The organism is Betaproteobacteria bacterium (assembly GCA_016720925.1).
Lineage (GTDB): Bacteria > Pseudomonadota > Gammaproteobacteria > Burkholderiales > Usitatibacteraceae > UKL13-2.
In genome coordinates, this window is record JADKJR010000003.1 from 393,702 (window position 1) to 412,115 (window position 18,414).

Annotated in this window: 15 protein-coding genes; 5 read left to right on the forward strand and 10 right to left on the reverse strand. The window is 59.0% G+C overall.

Annotation, left to right across the window (positions count from 1 at the left end; genetic code table 11):
* Window positions 1-57: 57 nt before the first annotated feature.
* Genes IPP88_05975 through IPP88_05985 form a run of 3 tightly spaced genes read right to left on the reverse strand, consistent with a single transcriptional unit; the run spans window position 58 to window position 4,219 of the window.
* On the reverse strand, window positions 58-1,077 hold the full coding sequence (locus IPP88_05975; protein ID MBL0122284.1) for a DNA polymerase III subunit delta: 1,020 nt from the start codon (window positions 1,075-1,077) through the stop codon (window positions 58-60).
* A gap of 9 nt (window positions 1,078-1,086) precedes the next feature.
* Window positions 1,087-1,551: a hypothetical protein gene (locus tag IPP88_05980; GenBank protein MBL0122285.1), complete on the reverse strand. Its 465-nt coding sequence runs from the start codon at window positions 1,549-1,551 to the stop codon at window positions 1,087-1,089.
* Window positions 1,552-1,567: 16 nt separating this feature from the next.
* Window positions 1,568-4,219, reverse strand: coding sequence for a leucine--tRNA ligase (locus IPP88_05985; GenBank protein MBL0122286.1), 2,652 nt, complete (start codon window positions 4,217-4,219; stop codon window positions 1,568-1,570).
* Window positions 4,220-4,392: 173 nt separating this feature from the next.
* On the opposite strand from IPP88_05985, the gene IPP88_05990 reads away from it, so the two are divergent.
* Both IPP88_05990 and IPP88_05995 read left to right on the forward strand, forming a co-directional pair.
* On the forward strand, window positions 4,393-5,241 hold the full coding sequence (locus IPP88_05990) for a FecR domain-containing protein (GenBank protein MBL0122287.1): 849 nt from the start codon (window positions 4,393-4,395) through the stop codon (window positions 5,239-5,241).
* 74 nt (window positions 5,242-5,315) lie between these two features.
* A complete protein-coding gene (locus tag IPP88_05995; protein ID MBL0122288.1) occupies window positions 5,316-7,847 on the forward strand; it encodes a UvrD-helicase domain-containing protein in 2,532 nt (843 codons plus the stop codon).
* Here IPP88_05995 and IPP88_06000 read toward each other — a convergent pair.
* The 7 genes from IPP88_06000 to IPP88_06030 form a co-directional block, all read right to left on the reverse strand.
* Window positions 7,844-8,845, reverse strand: a complete 1,002-nt coding sequence (locus IPP88_06000) for an FHA domain-containing protein (GenBank protein MBL0122289.1) — start codon at window positions 8,843-8,845, stop codon at window positions 7,844-7,846. The genes IPP88_05995 and IPP88_06000 overlap by 4 nt on opposite strands.
* Window positions 8,842-10,200 (reverse strand): trypsin-like peptidase domain-containing protein, encoded by a 1,359-nt coding sequence (locus tag IPP88_06005; GenBank protein MBL0122290.1) that lies wholly within the window; start codon window positions 10,198-10,200, stop codon window positions 8,842-8,844. Before IPP88_06005 ends, IPP88_06000 begins: the two co-directional genes overlap by 4 nt.
* Before the next feature lie 144 nt (window positions 10,201-10,344).
* A complete protein-coding gene (locus tag IPP88_06010) occupies window positions 10,345-11,361 on the reverse strand; it encodes an ABC transporter substrate-binding protein (protein MBL0122291.1) in 1,017 nt (338 codons plus the stop codon).
* Window positions 11,362-11,638: 277 nt separating this feature from the next.
* Window positions 11,639-12,358: a hypothetical protein gene (locus IPP88_06015; GenBank protein MBL0122292.1), complete on the reverse strand. Its 720-nt coding sequence runs from the start codon at window positions 12,356-12,358 to the stop codon at window positions 11,639-11,641.
* 20 nt (window positions 12,359-12,378) lie between these two features.
* On the reverse strand, window positions 12,379-13,359 hold the full coding sequence (locus tag IPP88_06020) for a homoserine kinase (protein ID MBL0122293.1): 981 nt from the start codon (window positions 13,357-13,359) through the stop codon (window positions 12,379-12,381).
* A gap of 106 nt (window positions 13,360-13,465) precedes the next feature.
* Complete coding sequence (locus tag IPP88_06025) at window positions 13,466-13,813, reverse strand: DUF2782 domain-containing protein (protein ID MBL0122294.1); 348 nt, start codon at window positions 13,811-13,813, stop codon at window positions 13,466-13,468.
* Window positions 13,814-13,825: 12 nt separating this feature from the next.
* Complete coding sequence (locus IPP88_06030; GenBank protein MBL0122295.1) at window positions 13,826-14,473, reverse strand: TIGR00730 family Rossman fold protein; 648 nt, start codon at window positions 14,471-14,473, stop codon at window positions 13,826-13,828.
* A gap of 137 nt (window positions 14,474-14,610) precedes the next feature.
* Here IPP88_06030 and polA point away from each other — a divergent pair, with 137 nt between their 5' ends.
* The 3 genes from polA to IPP88_06045 all read left to right on the forward strand — a co-directional run bounded on the left by polA (window position 14,611) and on the right by IPP88_06045 (window position 18,394).
* Window positions 14,611-17,436 carry a DNA polymerase I gene (gene polA / locus IPP88_06035; protein ID MBL0122296.1) on the forward strand — a complete coding sequence of 942 codons (2,826 nt, stop codon included), beginning with the start codon at window positions 14,611-14,613 and terminating at the stop codon, window positions 17,434-17,436.
* 27 nt (window positions 17,437-17,463) lie between these two features.
* On the forward strand, window positions 17,464-18,141 hold the full coding sequence (locus tag IPP88_06040; GenBank protein MBL0122297.1) for a hypothetical protein: 678 nt from the start codon (window positions 17,464-17,466) through the stop codon (window positions 18,139-18,141).
* Between the two features lie 109 nt (window positions 18,142-18,250).
* Window positions 18,251-18,394: a hypothetical protein gene (locus tag IPP88_06045; protein MBL0122298.1), complete on the forward strand. Its 144-nt coding sequence runs from the start codon at window positions 18,251-18,253 to the stop codon at window positions 18,392-18,394.
* Window positions 18,395-18,414: the final 20 nt, after the last annotated feature.

Sequence of the window (18,414 nt, forward strand, 5' to 3'; positions counted from 1 at the left end):
ATAGCTTGTTACATCGCGGCTCGCCAACAAATTGGGATCGTGCATTGCATTCATGAATCAGGCGGCTTTCATCAAGGGTTTTCCAGCCAGCCCGCGCGCCAATTCCGCCAGCGCGTCCCAGGGCTCATTGGGATTCAGGCCCTTAATCATGCGATCGATTTCTGCCGCTTGCAACAGCAGCGCCAGCAGCGAATCCGCCGTGTGGCGGCGGGCGATGCGTTCGAGTTCACGCTGCTTGCCCGGTTGCGGCGGGCGCCCCGAGCGCGTGACACCGCGAACCCGGGCCAGCATGCGTATTTCGTTGGTGACGACCCAGAGAATCAACGGCAATGCTTCACCTTCCGCTTTGAGCCCATCAAGCATGCGCTGAATACGCGCCGCGCCATCGTTTCCGGCATTGTCGTTCGCGGCATCATGTATCGCCGAGACCAGCTGGAACGGATTGAAGCGGGAAACGTTGGCCACGCTGTCCTCGAGCAACGCGAGGGAAATTTCGCCGGGCGGGCAAAGTAGCGCGAGTTTGCGCAGCTCCTGCCGCGCGGCCAGCAAATTGCCTTCCACGCGGTCCGCCAGCCATTCCAGCGCGTCGTTGTCGGCTGACTGCTGCTGCCGTGCAAGTCGCCCTTTCAGCCATTGCGGCAAGCGCGCGCGATCCACCGGCATGGCTTCAATCATCACGGCAGCGGCCTCAAGTGCCACGAACCACTTGGTCTGCTTGCCCTGCCAGTCGATTTCCGGCAACGTCACCACGGTGATCGTGTCTTCCGGCAGTCGTGTGCAGAATTGTTCGATGGCGGTCCCACCTTCGCGGCCCGGCTTGCCGGTGGGAATGCGTAATTCCAGCAAGCGCTGGGTGGCGAACAATGAAAGCTCGCTGCCCGCTGATTTGAGCTGCGACCAGTCGAAACCTGATTCCGCCGTGAAAACTTCGCGCTCGATGTAGCCGGCCGCACGCACTTGCTCGCGCAGGGCATCCGCCGCCTCCAGGGCGGCCAACGGCTCCGCGCCATGAATCGCATAGAGTGCCGATAGCGCTTTGGGCGGGTGTTCGAGAAACTGTTCTGCGGTCAGGCGCATGGTGTGAACTCAGCGTTTGATCGCCGTCATGCGGCGCAGGATCTGGCTGGCGGCATCCTGTTCCATGTCCTTGTAGAGCATGGTCTCTTCCTGTTGCTTGGCGATGACCTGTGAATCGTCATAAGTCATGATGCGCTGCAACTGGACCTCGCTGGTAGGAATCGGCACGCCGCCCTTGCTATCCACCAGTTGGTATCGCACCCGCAGTTTCAATTGGTATTCGCGTACGCGTCCGGCGCCCGACAGCGACAGGATCAGGCGCTCGCGCTTTTCCTCGCTGATATTGAGTTGCGCCTCGGCGTCCTTGGCGCTGGACATCAGTTTGGTGGGACTGTTGGTGAGCTCGCGGCGAAGTTTGTCCGCAACTTGCGAGGCGCCCGTATTTGAAACGAACACGCTGGCGAAAGGAACGTTGTACTCGCCGCGCAAATGGAAGCCGCACGCCGAAAGCATGCCCAGGACGGTCACAAGCATCAGCGAACGCAAGCGATTAAACGACCACATTGACCAGCTTCCCCGGTACCACGATCAGTTTTTTCACCGCCTTGCCCTCCGTATGACGCGCGACCCCCTCATCCTTCAGCGCAAGCTGTTCAATCGCCTCTTTGGTGGCAGCCTTCGGCACACGAATATGGCCGCGTAATTTGCCATTCACTTGTACAACGAGTTCAATTTCATCCTGCTCCAGGGCGCGATCATCGACTGACGGCCACGGCGCATCGATGATACTGCCTGCTTCAGCGGCGAACCCCAGATCATTCCAGAGCTGGTGCGTGATATGCGGCGCAAGCGGATAGAGCACCCGCAACAGGATGGATACACTCTCATTGAGCGCACTCCCGGCTTGCTGGCCCGAGTCCTCGATGGCGTTCAGCATTTTCATGCACGCCGACACGACGGTGTTGTACTTCAGGTGATCGTAATCGAACTGGGCCTGTTTCAGTATCGAATGAATTGCGAAGCGCAGTTCAGGCGCCTTTGTGCCACTGCCGCCGGCTCGCAAGGCGTCCCGGCTCGCCGCACAATGGGCCCACAAGCGGCGCAGGAAGCGGTAAACCCCCTCCGCGCCGGAATCCGACCACGCCGCACTCTGGTCGGGCGGCCCGGCAAACATGACGTAAGCACGCGCCGTGTCGGCGCCATAGCGCGCGATGATTTCCTTGGGCTCGACGACGTTGTTTTTCGATTTCGACATTTTCTCGATGCCGCCCAGCGTCACCGCCGCGCCGTCGTCTTTCGCAATCGCTCCGGTCGGGCGCCCTTTGTCGTCGTGCTTCAACTCAACTTCATCCGGGTAATACCAGCGCTTCTTGCCGCCACTGTCCTCGCGATAAAAGCACTCGGCGGACAACATGCCCTGCGTGAACAGGTTGGTAAAGGGTTCATCGAACTTCACCAGGCCCCGTTCGCGGTCGCCCGGAAACTCACCCTTGATATCGCGCATCACCTTGGTCCAGAAACGCGCGTAGAGCAAATGCAACACGGCGTGCTCGATGCCGCCGATGTACTGATCCATCGGCATCCAGTAGTCATTGCGCGCATCGACCATGCCCTGGCTCGCGTCAGGTGAGCAATAGCGCATGTAGTACCACGCCGAATCGACGAATGTGTCCATCGTATCGGTCTCGCGCTTTGCCCGCTTGCCGCATTGGGGGCAGCTCACATTCAGAAACGCGGCATGTTTGTTGAGTGGATTGCCGCTGCCATCGGGGACGCACTCTTCCGGCAGCACCACCGGCAAATCTTTCTCCGGCACCGGCACCACGCCGCAGTCTCCGCAATGGATCAGCGGGATCGGCGTGCCCCAATAGCGCTGGCGGGAAATGCCCCAGTCGCGCAGGCGATACTGGATTTTCTTCTCGCCGAGCCCTTTGTCCTGCAGGTCTGCGGCGATGGCATCAACCGCCTGCGTATAGCTCAAACCATCGTATTTGCCGGAATGAATGCAGGCGCCGGCCTGCTTGTCGCCGTACCATTCGTCCCACGCTTCGGTCGAGTAGACCTTGCCGGGCGCCGACACCACCTGCTTGATCGCGAGCTGGTACTTTTTCGCGAACGCGAAGTCGCGCTCATCGTGTGCGGGCACGCCCATGACGGCGCCATCACCGTAGCTCATGAGCACATAATTTCCCACCCATACCGCAACGCTCTCGCCGGTAAGCGGGTGCATGACGGACAAGCCGGTCGGCATGCCTTTCTTTTCCATGGTGGCGATTTCCGCTTCCGCGACGCCGCCTTTCTTGCATTCATCAATGAACGCGCGGAGTGCCGGATTGGACGCGGCCGCAAGTGTGGCGAGCGGATGCTCGGGCGCGACGGCGCAAAAGGTGACGCCCATGATGGTGTCGGCGCGGGTCGTGAAGACAAACAGCTTTCCATCCTGCACCAATGTTCCGGCGGCATCCCCGATCTGGTGCGGAAAGGCGAAGCGGACGCCGACCGACTTGCCGATCCAGTTTTCCTGCATGATTCGCACGCGCTCCGGCCAGCCCGGTAACTTGTGCGCCACATGGTCCAGCAACTCTTCGGCGTATTGGGTAATGGCGAGGTAATAGCCGGGAATCTCGCGCTTTTCGACCAGCGCACCCGAGCGCCAGCCACGGCCATCGATCACCTGTTCATTGGCGAGAACAGTCTGGTCAACGGGGTCCCAGTTCACCACCTGGGTTTTGCGATAGGCGATTCCCTTTTCCAGCATCTTCAGGAACAGCCACTGGTTCCACTTGTAGTAATCGGGCTTGCAGGTCGTGACTTCGCGTGACCAGTCAAATGCGAGCCCCAGCGGCTGCATCTGCGCTTTCATATCAGCGATGTTTGCGTAGGTCCATTTGGCGGGCGGTTCATTGTTCGCCGTCGCCGCGTTTTCCGCCGGCAAGCCGAATGCGTCCCAGCCCATCGGCATGAGGACGTTGTAGCCCTTCATCCGCAGATAACGAAGCATGACGTCGTTAATGGTGTAATTGCGCACATGCCCCATGTGCAGCTTGCCCGAGGGGTATGGCAGCATGGAGCAGGCATAGAACTTGGGCTTCGGATTGCCCTTCTTGTCGACGGCGTATTCGGTTACGCGGTAAGCGTCGGTGCGAGTCCATTCGGCTTGGGCGCCGGCTTCGATTTGCTTGGGGTAATACTGGGAATCCATGGGCGATTGAATGCGGCAAAGGTGAGAAATTTGCCTGATTTTGTGTAATCGTCAATTATACAGGGCGGGGTTGCATGCCCTTTTGCGCGCCTTGAGCCAAACGCATCCAGCAATCCTGCATTTGCGTATGTGAGGAACAATTGAAAAAGTAACCCGGACACGGAGAATCAAAAATGAAAAAAATTGTTTGCGCACTGAGTATTTGCCTTGCTTCCTGTTTTGCCAACGTGACGATAGCGGCAGCCGTTGGCACGGTTGATGGCGTGCAGTTACCGGCCTGGCTTGATCGAGCCGGTTTGACAGTGCCGATTTCCCCGGGCGTTTCCCTGCAGGCGGGCGATACCGTGCGCACTGGCGCGGGCGCACGCCTGCTGCTAAAGCTTGAGGAAGGCAGCTTTGTGAAGCTGGGCGAAAACGCCAGGTTCGTCATCGAACGCGCGCAGCCCAGGAAGGGTGCCTTCGAGGCCGTACTCAATGTACTGAACGGCGCATTTCGATTTACGACCGCGACGCTTTCCCGGAACTTGCCGCGCGACGTGCGCATCAGGGTTGGCCAGAACGCAACCGTCGGCATTCGCGGCACCGACCTGTGGGGCCGCAGCCGCGATGACAACGACATCGTCTGCCTGATCGAAGGCAAGATTGAAATTACTGGCAACGACAAAAAGTCACTGATCCTGGATCAGCCGTTGCAGCTTTTCCAGTCGACCAGTTCGGCACCCCCGGCTCCCATCAGCTTTCTGACCAAACCGGAGCTCGAAGTTTTCGCCGCCGAGACGGAAATGGAACTTGGCAAGACGTCCAGCCCCCAAGGCGGGTGGAAAGTGGTGATCGACGGCTTTGCTTCGCGCGCGGAAGCACGCGAAGCGGCGCGCAATTTGCGCAACAACGGCTATCCTGCGGAAGTCGCAACCGATAATGTCCTGACTATCGGAAAAATGGATAGTGAGCTTTCCGCGAGGCAACTTGCCGCGCGACTAAAGGCGGGCTCCGGCTTCAAGGAAGTCCGCATCGCGCAATGAGGTGGTGGCGTAAGACAACGCATGGGGGCGGGGCATGAACCCCTATAATGTGACCTCAATCTTGATGGTCCCGCATGAACGCCCCATTTCCGACTTCGCCGCCGCCTTATTCTCCCAGCGCGCTGCATCCTCGTCTTCTCGATAATCTCAACCCCGAACAATTGAAGGCGGTCACGCTGGCGCACGACAGCGCGCTGGTGCTCGCGGGGGCGGGTAGCGGCAAGACACGCGTACTGACCACCCGCATCGCGTACCTGATTCAGACCGGTCAGGTCAGCCCCGCCGGGATTCTCGCGGTGACGTTCACCAACAAGGCCGCCAAGGAAATGCTGGCGCGCCTGTCGGCGATGATGCCGATCAACACGCGAGGCATGTGGATTGGCACTTTCCACGGCCTCTGCAATCGGCTGCTGCGTGCGCACTATCGCGACGCCCATCTGCCGCAGACTTTCCAGATTCTCGATTCAGCCGACCAGCAGTCAGCCGTCAAGCGCCTGTTGAAGACGCTCAATGTCGACGACGAGAAATTCAAGCCGCGCGAAATGTGCTGGTTCTTCAACAACTGCAAGGATCAGGGCCTGCGCGCCAACGCGGTGGAAGCGCAGGATGAATTCACCCGGCGGCAGGTCGACCTCTATCGCGCCTACGATGAGCAATGCCAGCGTGAAGGCGTGGTCGATTTTGCCGAGCTGCTGTTGCGTTGTTACGAATTGCTTGGGAAGAATCCGCCATTGCTGGAGCACTACCGCGAGCGTTTCAAATTCATCCTGGTCGATGAGTTCCAGGACACCAATCGCCTTCAGTACCAATGGATACGCCTGCTGGCCAGCGGGGGTGCCGCGATGTTCGCAGTGGGCGATGATGACCAGAGCATTTACAAATTCCGCGGCGCCGAAGTCGGCAACATGCGTGATTTCCAGCGTGATTTTGCCGGTAACAACGTCATCAAGCTCGAACAGAATTACCGCTCGCAGGGCAACATTCTCGACGCCGCCAATGCGGTGATCCAGCAAAACAAGGAGCGCCTCGGCAAGAATCTGTGGACCGAAGCGGGCAAGGGCGAGCCCGTTCGCATTTTTGCCGGTGCCTCGGACAACGATGAAGCGCAGTTCATCATCGATGAAGTGAAGTCACTCAATCGCGGCGGCACCGCGCTGATCGATATGGCGCTATTGTATCGATCGAACGCGCAATCGCGGGTGCTGGAGCACGCGCTGTTTCGCGCGGGTGTCGCCTACAAAGTGTACGGCGGCCTGCGGTTTTTCGAGCGTCAGGAAATCAAGCACGCGCTGGCGTATTTGCGTGTCGCCGCCAATCCAGACGACGATGGCGCCTTTTCGCGGGTGGTAAATTTTCCGCCGCGCGGCATCGGCGCTCGTTCGGTCGAGCAAGTGCAGGAACTCGCGCGGCGCGACAACGTGTCGATGTATGCCGCCGCCGCGTCGGGCATCGCCAAAGGGGAAATCACTGGTCGTTCCGCTTCCGCCATTGGGGCGTTCCTGAAAATCGCCGAAAGCCTGAAGGCCTCGTCGACCGCGGTGGCCTTGCAGGAGCTGGCCGACGAATGCCTGGAGAAGAGCGGGCTGCGCGCACATTACCTGGCTGAACGCGAAGGCGCCGATCGGCTGGAGAACCTCGCCGAATTGATCAATGCCACCGCGCAATTCCAGGAAGAATACGAAGGCGAGGATTCGCCGCTGGTCGGCTTTCTGACCCATGCCAGCCTGGAGGCAGGTGAGCACGAGGCCGGTGTGAACGAGGACGCGTTGCAACTGATGACGGTGCATTCCGCCAAGGGGCTTGAGTTCACCGCCGTGTTTTTGAGCGGGCTGGAAGAAGGCCTGTTCCCGCACGAGAATTCGATTACGACTCTCGAGAGCATCGAGGAAGAGCGGCGGCTGATGTATGTCGCGATTACGCGTGCGCGTGAACGGCTGTATCTTTCCTATGCCGCACAGCGCATGTTGCACGGGCAAATGCGTTACGGCATCGTCTCGCGTTTTGTCGATGAAATTCCTGCGCCGCTTTGCAAATGGATCGTGGTACCGGAGCGGCAGTCAGGCTATCTGGCGGGTCAGCAGATGTATCCCGCCGCGCGATCCGCCGGGGCGCACAATGCAGCGCAGTCATGGGGTGATCGTTCGTCCGGCGCCGGTGCGTGGCGCGAGGGTCGTGGCAGCGGCGAGCAACCATACGCCAGCCAAGCCAATCGTTACGGTGGCATGACGACGCAAGATACCAGTTATGGTCGAGACGGTGCGCCCGACACGACCCGTGCCAATTTCGAAACGCGGCGTCCCGATGCGCATCCCTTCGCCATTGGCCAGAACGTCATGCACGGCAAGTTTGGCGAAGGCGTGGTGGTGAATTTCGAAGGCAGCGGGACTGGATGCGCGGGTACAGGTCAAATTCCGCAGCGATGGCACGAAGTGGCTGGCGCTGCAGTACGCGAAGCTGACGGCGGTCGCATAGCGCGAATCGCGCGCGCATTGCGCGTCAAAAAGATAATTGCGAGGCAAACTCTATGGCTGGCGCGCCTCACAGAGTATAAATGTCTGAAATGGTGCGCCAGTGCTGGAGTTTGTGGTTGTTGCGCGTATGCTTAGTCAAAATCGCCCATCGACGCACTGCCCGACGACGGTTCTTTCTTTCGCTCTTCTTCCAGCTTCGGTTTGAGCGCGAGCGCCTCCTTGAAGAACGCGTCCGGCGCGACCGGGGATTTCATCAGCAGGAATGGCGGCATCAGCTTGGCCGAAATGCGTTGCGGCTGCACCTTTTCGCTTTCCACGCGCAATGAAACGTGTACGCCGACGGCCACGACAACCAGCGCGCCGACGATTGCGCCGACGAGACGAATGTGCTTCGGTGTAATGGCGCGGATGTGGGCAAAACACAGAATGCCGAACATCCCCCAAAGCAATAGCGGCACCCACTTTTGCAGCGATGTCCAGGCAAAGCTGTAGGTGGCGAAATCGGTGACGATATCGACGATGAACAATGACACCATGAACGCAAATGCAATCGCCACGTGACGAAAGAACTGGCCGCGTGCGGTGACGAGCCGGGTGAGCAGTGTCCAGATGCCAGCCCAGCTGAGCACCACCATTGGCATCACCACCGCGCCGGGCAAATAGTTGGCGAGCTTGAATTCGCTGGTTTGTCCGAGCCAGGTTGACAGTGTGATGGCAGCGATAAACGCGGCCATCATGAATAATGCCGCGTTGCCGTAGCCCATTGCACCGAGCGGCGCGTAGGTCGAGGTCATGGGTAACGCCGGCGCGACCTCGAAGCTCACGCGCCGGATTCGCAGGTTAGTGTGGCCAATGCGAATGGACGCTTCGTCGCCTACCAGCAAGTGATTGACGTTGGCGTGGCGGATGACATCGAATGTGCCGTTTTGTGTGCCCAGGTCTTCCAGGCACAGGGCACCTTCGGCATCGAAGGCGATCCGTACATGCGCCGGCGCGACAAAGGGGTCATCGATCACGACGTCATTGCCATAGCCGCGGCCAATGGTAACGGCGTCCGCGTGAATCCGCTGACGCGACGCCACCGCGCCTGACTTGTCGAGAATCTCAATCCAGAATGGCGGGTGCGATGTCATGGCGCCACCTTCAATTCCGCGAGGAAGCGTTGGCCAAGGCGCGTCGCGTTTTCATACGTGGTGCCGGTCATTGACAGGGTCATGGCGACCGCCTCATCGCTTCGGTCCTGGGTAACCGCCATCATCGACACGTTGTACAAGCCTTCAAGATCGCGGTACGCGCTCGCGCACCACATCACGCGCAGGCGCGGGTGGCTGGCTTTTGCGTCCGTTTCACCGACAATGACGATATCTTCGTGACAGGCGGGGGCGGTGAATCGCTTGGGATTGGATTCCTCCCCCGACAGCCGCGCGTTCTGCGACACGAAATTGGCAAACTGGAAACTGTTGAGGTCGATGGACTTGAAATGGCTGCGCGAAATGCGCACGTTGCCGGTGTGAATATCACCGGAAATGAACAGCCAGTTCTGCATGCTGCAACTCGACGAGTCCGAGCGTGCGCGCGGCGCCGGCTTGGCATCGGCATTGGTGCGCGCGCCGCAGGTGAACCACTCGGCGGCACTTTCCGGCGCCAGGTAAGAACCATTCGGCGTGGGCTTGAAGCCTTTGCTCTCCAGCGCGGCGTACAGGCCGCTCTGCCACGCGCTCACTTGGCGGGAAATCTCGGCACGCGTCAGCTTGCCGGTCAGGGGTTCAGCGAGGCGCGGGTGCGTCATTAACGCAGCCGCGTATTTGGCGGGAACCAGAAAGCTCACCTGCTCCGCGAAAATGGCCTTGGCGACATTGACGCCGGCAATGCGCGATGTGCCACCCAGCGTCGGGCCACCGCTCATGCCGGGATTCATCGGACCAGAAAGGTGGATGCGTTCACTGTAGCTGCGTTCCACCAGCCCGCTGTAGTTGCCCTCCATTACCGCGAATCCGATATCAAGTGGGTTGCCGAGGCTGAACAGTTTTTCACCGCGCGGCAGGTTGCCGGTTAACGCGCGCGGATCGAATTCAAAATGCGTCCAGCCGCCTTTATCAAGTTGTACCAGCGCCAGATCGTTGATGACATCGAAGGCCAGCAGCTTCAGTTTGCCGCGCGTGCCATCAGCCGAGACATATTCCATGCGATAAGTCTGCGGTTCGAGTGCATGTTGCGAAACGACGTGATAATTGGTGATCGCCAAACCCTCGGCGCTCACCAGGAAGCCGGAACCCGTGGAAGATTTTTGCGATGCGCTATTCAACAGCGTGCGGATCTGCAGCAGGCGCGGCTTGGCGTCGCGGTAGATCGCCTCGGCACTGGCGGATAGGGACGCGCCGGGGATGACAACTGGTGGTGCGGCCGCTTTTGTCGCGTTTACCGTGTGTGCCACGCCCGACGCAAAAGTCACAATTGAAAAAACAAGGCAAGAAAAAGCTGGACGCATCGGATCACAGAGTCGTGGAGGGGTGCCGGAATTGTACCGCGCGAACTACCTCACCAATCGGCAAGCGGGCAAACTAACGCCTGACAAACGCCCTTGCGGGCAAGCGTTTCAGTGTCGTGCGCCAGCGCAGGCGCATTCCCGGCCTCAGTTTTTCAACTCACCGTTCAGGCGAATCACCGCGATATCCACGTATTTCCCGCCGTGATGGAAACCGGGCTTGAATTCCACTACGAAGCCGCCAGTATCGACACGACCAAGCGCCGCAAGCGACTTATGCAGCGATTCACGCGAAACCTCTTTGCCGGCCTTCTTCAATCCTATCACCAGCACTTTTGCCGCGATGCACGACTCGAGCGCGGTTACCGACATCGCTTCCCCCTGGCCGAGCGCCGCCCAGGCCTCGACGCATTCCTTGACGACCGGAATGGATTGTTCTTTTGGCGTGGGAACCGTCAGCGCAACGGAAATGCCCGCCGCGTCCGGCCCCAATGCCTTGGCAATCTGGCTGGCGCCGGCAAATGACAGGCTGCTCACCGTGTACTGTCTGTTGGCGGCCTTAAGAGCCCTCACGACCTGCGCGATCGGGGCGTACAAAGTGGTCACGACCATGATCTGCGGATCGGAGGCGATTATTTCCTGAATGCTGGCTGGCGGTACGTCCGCGTTACGTTTAATCGACACGCTCACCGGCTGTTTGCCGAACTTCCCAAGGGACTTGGCGACCGTATCAAAGTTCTGCTTGCCGACCGCATCATCGTAGTGCAGTACCGTCACGCGGGTCGCGCCGAGACTTCCCCAAAAACTGATAATTTTTTCAATTTCGTCGGCGTAGGTCGCGCGCACCGTGTAGACAAATTCGTTTTGCTTGCGAATGGTGTCCGCACCGGTGAAGGGCGCAAAAAACGGCACCCTTTTCTCCTTCACGCTCGGCATGGCCGGAATGCTCAAGGTCGATGACGCGTAGCCAAACAGCGCCACCACATCTTGCTCGTCCACGAGTTTCTTGGTGTTTTCCGCGGAGAGTTTGGTGTCGTTCTTGTCGTCCAGCGTCACCAGTTTTATCTTGTTGCCGTTCACGCCGCCCGCATCATTCACTTTCTTGAAGTACGCGAGTGCGCCGTTGCGAATATCCTTGCCCAGATCCGCGTTGCCGCCGGACAGCGGCGCGGATTATCCGATCACAATCTCATTGGCTGAAGCCAGAGACGTTACCAGGAACAACAGGCAGAGCAGATTTCGCATGATGATCCTCCCAGTCAGAATGTGGCGCAAAATGGCGGCTGAAAATTGTTGGCTTGCAGCGTAGCGCGTAAAGACAGAATCAGAATATCCCGAATCCGGATCGCATGCAGGTGCATTGAAAGATATTGCCTGCAAGACACCGCGATCCGGTTGACGCCAATCAAGACTCTGCGTCATGAAGCCAACACCAACGGGCTCAACCCGGTGGATCCCCCGGAAAGACCTGCTTGTAACTGGTGTAGCCGGTCAGGGCGTAGACCGGCATTGCGACCAGCAACCCAAGCGCCCAAGGCATGGCGGCGATGAAAAAGATGCCCGACATCATCAAGCCGAACAGCAGCATCGGCAGAAAATTGCCAATGAATGCGTAAAAACTCCAGCGCAACGCATGGCCGGCGCGCATCGGATGTAACGCGAGCAACGGCGTCGCGAACCACAGCACGGCCTTGATCAGCATCATCATTCCCATGCCGGCGAAGATCATCCATTCTTTTCCATCCAGCAATTCCACGTAGGCGCGCATGTCTGGCCAGTTGTTCGCATCCAGCGGAATGGTGCGCGGAAAGCCCACCAGGCCAAGTAGTACCACCGCCATGATTTCGGCGAGCAGCGTAATGGAGCCGAGCGTCAACAGCGCCCGTCCGTTGAATCGAAATCCGGCAAACAATTGCGATAGCGTCACCCGTTGCCCGGCTTCCAAGTCGCGCGCGGCGATGACAAAGCCCGCAAACAAGCCCGGCTGCAACATAGTCGCCAAAGCCGGGCCAACGACGGGAATGCCAAAAAACACCAGCACCGTCAGCAGCAGCCAGCACGAAATTAGCGCAACCCATCCTGTCGGTTGGGCAGTGAAAATCGAGAACGATTGCTTGATCCAGCCAACCCCGGCGTTGGCGGGTGCGTCGATGACTTGCATATTGATCTGGCGGCCTGGAATTATGGAAGGGATGCCATCAGCGCCAGATGTTGCGGCGCCAACGCAATGTGATGCGTCAACAGTCGCTCCGAAAACGGATGGTCTTTCGGGTGCGTTAATTCTGAATCGCGCGGGAAATGATAATACCCAAGCCGTCCCAGCCACGTGCGCAGGGCCGCGGCGCGCAACATTTGCGGCCAGGCCGCGCGCTCGGCGGGCTTGAAGGCGCGAATTGAGGCATAACCTTGCAGCAGCGCGCGAGTATTCGCATCATTCAGTTTTGCGGCAGGATATGCGGAAAACTCCAGACACCAGTCGTTGGCCGTGACCGCGACGTCGAACAGCAGTTGCTCTTCACACGCGAAATAAAAATCGATCATCTGTGGCGTGTGATGCGTACCGTGATCGTCCCACAGAATATTGTCGCGGAACAGGTCACCGTGAATCACGCCACGCGGCAGCTTGAGCTTGTTAAAGTCGGCCTGATACGCAAGCTCAGAGGCAAGCAATGCCTTTTCATTTGTCGAAAGATGTGGCGCCAGGTCGCCGGCATATTCTTTCCACCACGAAAGCCCGCGCCAGTTGGGCATCTTCAGATGGAATGACGCGGCGGCTTCATGCATGCGCGCAAGCGCCACGCCCACGGCGCGACAATCCTCGGGCGTTGGATGCGAAATATCGTTGCCTGCCAGCCGGGTCACCAGCGCAGCCGGCTTGCCGTGAAGCTGCTGCAGGACGACGTGATCGATAGTTTGCAGGGGCGCCGCGCAAGGAATGCCGTTGGCGCGAAGGTGCGACATGAGCCCCATGTAGAAATTGAGGTCGGCGCGCGGAATCTTCTCGAAAATGGTCAGTACGTATCGGCCTTGTGTCGTGGTGACGAAGAAATTGGAATTCTCCACGCCGGCGGCGATGTTCTGAAAATCGATGATGTCACCGACGCGATATGGGTCGACAAACGCGCGCGCTTCATCGACGCTGACGGGGGTGAACACACTCATGAACTAATGGAGGAAGCTAACGGGACCATCATGTCGGGGCGTTCACGTCTGGCTGCGACCTGTATGCGAACGGCCCCGCCCGACCTGCAACCACTGCAACGGCAACTCACCATTCAAGCAATACCCACATCGGGACGGAAATCTTTGGCTCAGGCCCGTCAACGCGTGTGAACTTGCCTTCGCCTTTGTCGTCGATCAGGTAGTAGGCAGGGCCTTTTGCCGGCTGAACCTTCTGCTGATACAGTTTGCCGCCGATGCGGTATTCGTGAATGGTGTCGTCACCCACCTTGCGCGTGGTGACGATAGGCGCCGGAACGTTCTTCCCGTCTTTCACCTTCGGCGGCGTGGCAAGGTCTTCGACGACCTGCATATCCTTGGGGCGAGGACGCGCCTGGCTTTGGGCGAGGGCGGGCAGGGAAATTACGGCGACGAGAAGAACGATCAACTTGCGCATGATTGGCTCCAGTTAGAGGCTCATTTCCAGCGCCCGCTCGTCCGGGTTCGGCAGGAAACTGCGATTTGCATAGTGCTCGAATATTGCATCGACGACCTGCTGCGGCTCGTCGATGATTTTGAACAGGTCCAGGTCGGATGCGCTGATGACACCTTCAACCACCATCGTGGCCCGGAACCAGTCCACCAGCCCTTTCCAGAATTGGCTTCCCACAAGAATGATCGGAATGCGGCGGATCTTGCCGGTCTGGATCAGCGTCAGCGCCTCGGTTAATTCGTCCAATGTGCCGAAGCCGCCCGGCATCACGACGTACGCGCCAGCATGCTTCACAAACATCACCTTGCGTGCGAAAAAATGCTGGAACGTGAGCGATACATCCTGGAAGCCGTTGCCACCCTTTTCGAACGGCAACAGGATATTCAGCCCGACGCTGGGACTCTTGCCGGCCAAAGCGCCCTTGTTGGCGGCTTCCATCAGGCCGGGTCCGCCGCCGGACACCACGGAAAATCCCGAATCGGAAAGTTTCTGCGCGATCTGCTCGGTCAATTTGTAATACGCATGGCCTTCCGCCATGCGCGCGCTGCCAAAAATTGCTACGGCCGGCGCAACCGCCGCCAGTTTGTCTGCCGCCGTAACCATTTCGGCGATAATGTTGAACATCCACCACGAGTCGCGCGCGGCGGTCAACGATTGTTGTTGCAGTTCCGGATCCGCCAGCTTGGGTATTTTGGAAACCCGGCCGTCGTTACCGGCGCCGTTCGTGCTGCTCTTTTCTTGCGTCAACTGACTTTTCTCCCATGAGCGCCACCGAAACCACCAGTCCCCGTTCCGGCCCGCGTGCACGATTGCTGCTCGTCGATATTTCGAGCTATTTCTATCGCGCATTTCACGCCATGCCGGATTTTCGTTCCCCGACCGGCGACCCCACCGGCGCGATATTCGGTGTGGCCAACATGCTCAACAAGCTTCGCGATGAGTATCCAGCCGATTATAGCGCCTGCGTGTTCGACCCCAAGGGCAAAACCTTCCGCGACGACATTTACCCCGAGTACAAAGCCAACCGGGAAAAGATGCCGGAGGACCTCGCGCATCAGGTGAAGCACATACGCGAAGTCGCCGAAGCGCTGGGCTGGCCATGTATTGAGGTGGCGGGGATGGAAGCCGACGACGTCATCGGCACGCTGACCAAGCACGCGGTCGCGCGCGGCGTGGAAACGATCATCTCCACCGGTGACAAGGATCTCGCGCAGCTGGTCGAGGACGGCGTGCTTTGGTACAACACCATGTCCAACGAGAAACTGGGTGTCGCGGGCATCACCGAGAAATTCGGCGTTCCGCCCGATCGCATAATTGATTACCTCGCGCTGATGGGTGACAACGTCGATAACGTTCCCGGTGTTGAAAAAGTCGGCCCCAAAACGGCCGCGAAATGGATCGCGGAATTCGGCTCGCTCGACGGCGTGATCGCCAATGCCGCCAACATCAAAGGCGTGGTCGGCGAAAACTTGCGGAAAGCGCTCGATTGGCTTCCGACCGGGCGTACGCTGGTGACGGTGAAGTGCGATGTGCCGCTGCCGTTTGATTTCGACACCATTGACCACAAACAGCGCGACATCCCCAGGCTCGACAAGCTGTATGAGCACTTCGGGTTCAAGGGCATGCGCGCGGCATTGCGCAAAGGCGTGGAACAGCCCAGCCTTCCCGCGCAGGCGGGGGAGGGCGCCGCTTCTGCCGTGTTCAAGCAGGCCGACAAGGATGCCGGCGCGACGCGTTGGTCATCGGGCGAAATGGCGGCGAAACAGGTTGCCTTCGTCAATACGCGGCGATATGAAACCATCTCGACCAACGCCCGGCTGGATGCCTGGATCGCCAAACTCAACGCCGCAACACTTGCCTGCGTCGATACCGAAACCACCAGCCTTGACCCGATGGCGGCGCAGATTGTCGGCCTTTCCTTCGCCTGCGTGGCGGGCGAGGCCGCGTATCTCCCACTCAGGCACATCTACCCTGGCGCCCCCGATCAGCTCGATTTCGACGCGTCCATCGCCAAGCTCCGCCCCTGGCTGGAAGATGCGAGCAAACCAAAGCTCGGCCAGAACATCAAATACGACCTGCACGTATTCGCCAACCACGGCATCACCGTGCGCGGCTACGGGCACGACACGCTGCTGCAGTCCTACGTGCTGGAAAGCCATCAGCGCCACGACATGGATTCGCTGGCCACGCGCCACCTCGGCGCCACTACCATTTCCTTTGAACAAGTTGCCGGCAAGGGTGCCTCGCAAATTGGCTTTGAACAGGTGTCAATTGAGACAGCCACGGAGTATTCGTCCGAAGATTCCGATGTCACGCTGCAACTGCATGGCGCGCTGTATCCGCAGGTCGCGGCCGACGAGAAACTCAAGTTCGTCTATGCGCACATCGAAATGCCAACCACCCACGTGCTGCTGACGATCGAGCGCAACGGGGTGTTGATCGATTCGCAATTGCTCGAAAAGCAATCGAGCGAACTCGGCATGAAAATGATGGAGCTGGAAGCGAAGGCGCACGACGCGGCGGGCCAGCCATTCAATCTGGGCTCACCGAAACAGCTTGCGGAAATCCTGTTCGACAAGCAGGGCATCAAACCGCTGAAGAAAACGCCCGGCGGCGCGCCGAGCACGGACGAGGAAACGCTGACCAAGCTGGCGGAGGATTATCCGCTGCCGAAAATCCTCCTGGAGCACCGCGGCATTTCCAAGCTGAAAAGCACTTACACGGACAAGTTGCCGCGCATGGTGAACCCGAAAACAGGTCGCGTGCACACCAACTACGGTCAAGCCGTGGCCGTCACGGGGCGGCTTTCCAGCAACGACCCGAATTTGCAAAACATCCCCGTACGCACGGCCGAGGGCCGGCGCATTCGCGAGGCCTTTATCGCGCCGCCCGGCAGCAAGATCCTGTCCGCCGACTATTCGCAGATCGAGCTACGAATCATGGCGCATCTCTCCAGCGATCCCGGCCTTCTCGATGCCTTCGCCAAAGGCGAGGATGTGCATCGAGCCACCGCGTCGGAAGTCTTCGGCGTCACGCGCGAAGAAGTCTCCAGCGAGCAGCGCCGCTACGCCAAGGTCATCAACTTCGGCCTCATCTACGGCATGAGCGCCTTCGGCCTCGCCAGCAATCTCGGCATCGAGCGCGCCGCTGCCGCGAGCTACATCGACAAGTACTTCGCGCGTTACCCCGGTGTGAAGGCCTACATGGACCGCACCCGCAACGAGGCCCACGAGCGCGGCTACGTTGAAACGGTATTCGGGCGCCGCCTGTGGTTGCCCGATATCAAGAGCGGCAACCAGGGCCGCCGCCAAGGGGCCGAGCGCGCTGCCATCAACGCGCCCATGCAAGGCACGGCGGCAGACTTGATCAAACTCGCGATGATCGCCGTGCAGGGCTGGCTGGAAACCGAGAACCTCGCCACGCGCATGATCATGCAGGTGCACGATGAATTGGTGCTGGAAGTACCGGAATCAGAACTGGAGCGTGTGAAAGCGGCGGTGCCGGGGCTGATGACGAATGTCGCGAAGCTGCTGGTGCCGCTGGTGGCGGAGCCGGGGGTGGGGAGAAATTGGGAGGAGGCGCATTGAAGCATTGTTGTGACCGGAGCTACGATATTGGACACAGTTGAAGACACACTGCAAAAGAAGCGGTTTCAGAAACTTAGCTGGCTTGCCGCAGCGGTCGTTTTCTTTTGGATCGCATTTTTGGAACTTTCTCCATACTTGCCTCAGTCGCGGGGATTTGACTGGTGGTTCTGGTTGGGCAACACAATTCTTGCTGTTGCCATGTGCTCTGGTGTATTGCTCTCGTTTTGGTGGGCAAGCAACGATATCGCGAAGCGAAAGGCGTATTTCTTCTTTCTGTGTTTTTTCCTGTTTTGTTTCCTTGTAAATTCAACAAGAGGTCTACTTGTTTCTGCGGCTGCCAGCGAATTCATGACGGAGTTTCAGGATGTTCCGGGATCCTGCAAAGTGGAATCAGCCGTTTGCCTCAATTTCGTCACCAGCGCGAACATAGAAACACGCCAGCAATGGGCATCAACTTTTTTTGGCATTTCCGGAATAAATCTTTTGGGCAATAGGTCTGATGGAAGTTCGTCAGCGGCGCCGACGGATACCGCGCGAAATAGTTGGGAGCGGCGACAGAGGACGAATGGAGAAATGCGAGAAACGATTCGGACGTTGGCGCAGGTGAACAGTGCAGCAATAAATGTCTTTACGTTGAACGCATTGGTCGGCATTTTCGTGCTTGGTTTCGGCGGATGGTGGTTGGGTCGGCGGCGGACAAGTTAACGACCTGACGGCCTAAGTACGTTCATGCAATGACCGTTCAGCCCCGGTTTTGGGAACTTCTACCCCCCCTTGCCAAGTCTTCCGGCCAAGGTGACATGAGGGGGAAGGAATGAAAGAGCGGAACGGGTACTTGTTCATAGCCGAGCAGCGCGAAGCGAAGCTGGCCCAGTTTACCGGGCGTCTGGATCGTCTGGGGAAATTGGTCGACTGGCAAGGGTTGACGCGGGCGGTGAACGACGCGACCGGACGCTAAGGCGTCCGGCCACCGTACCC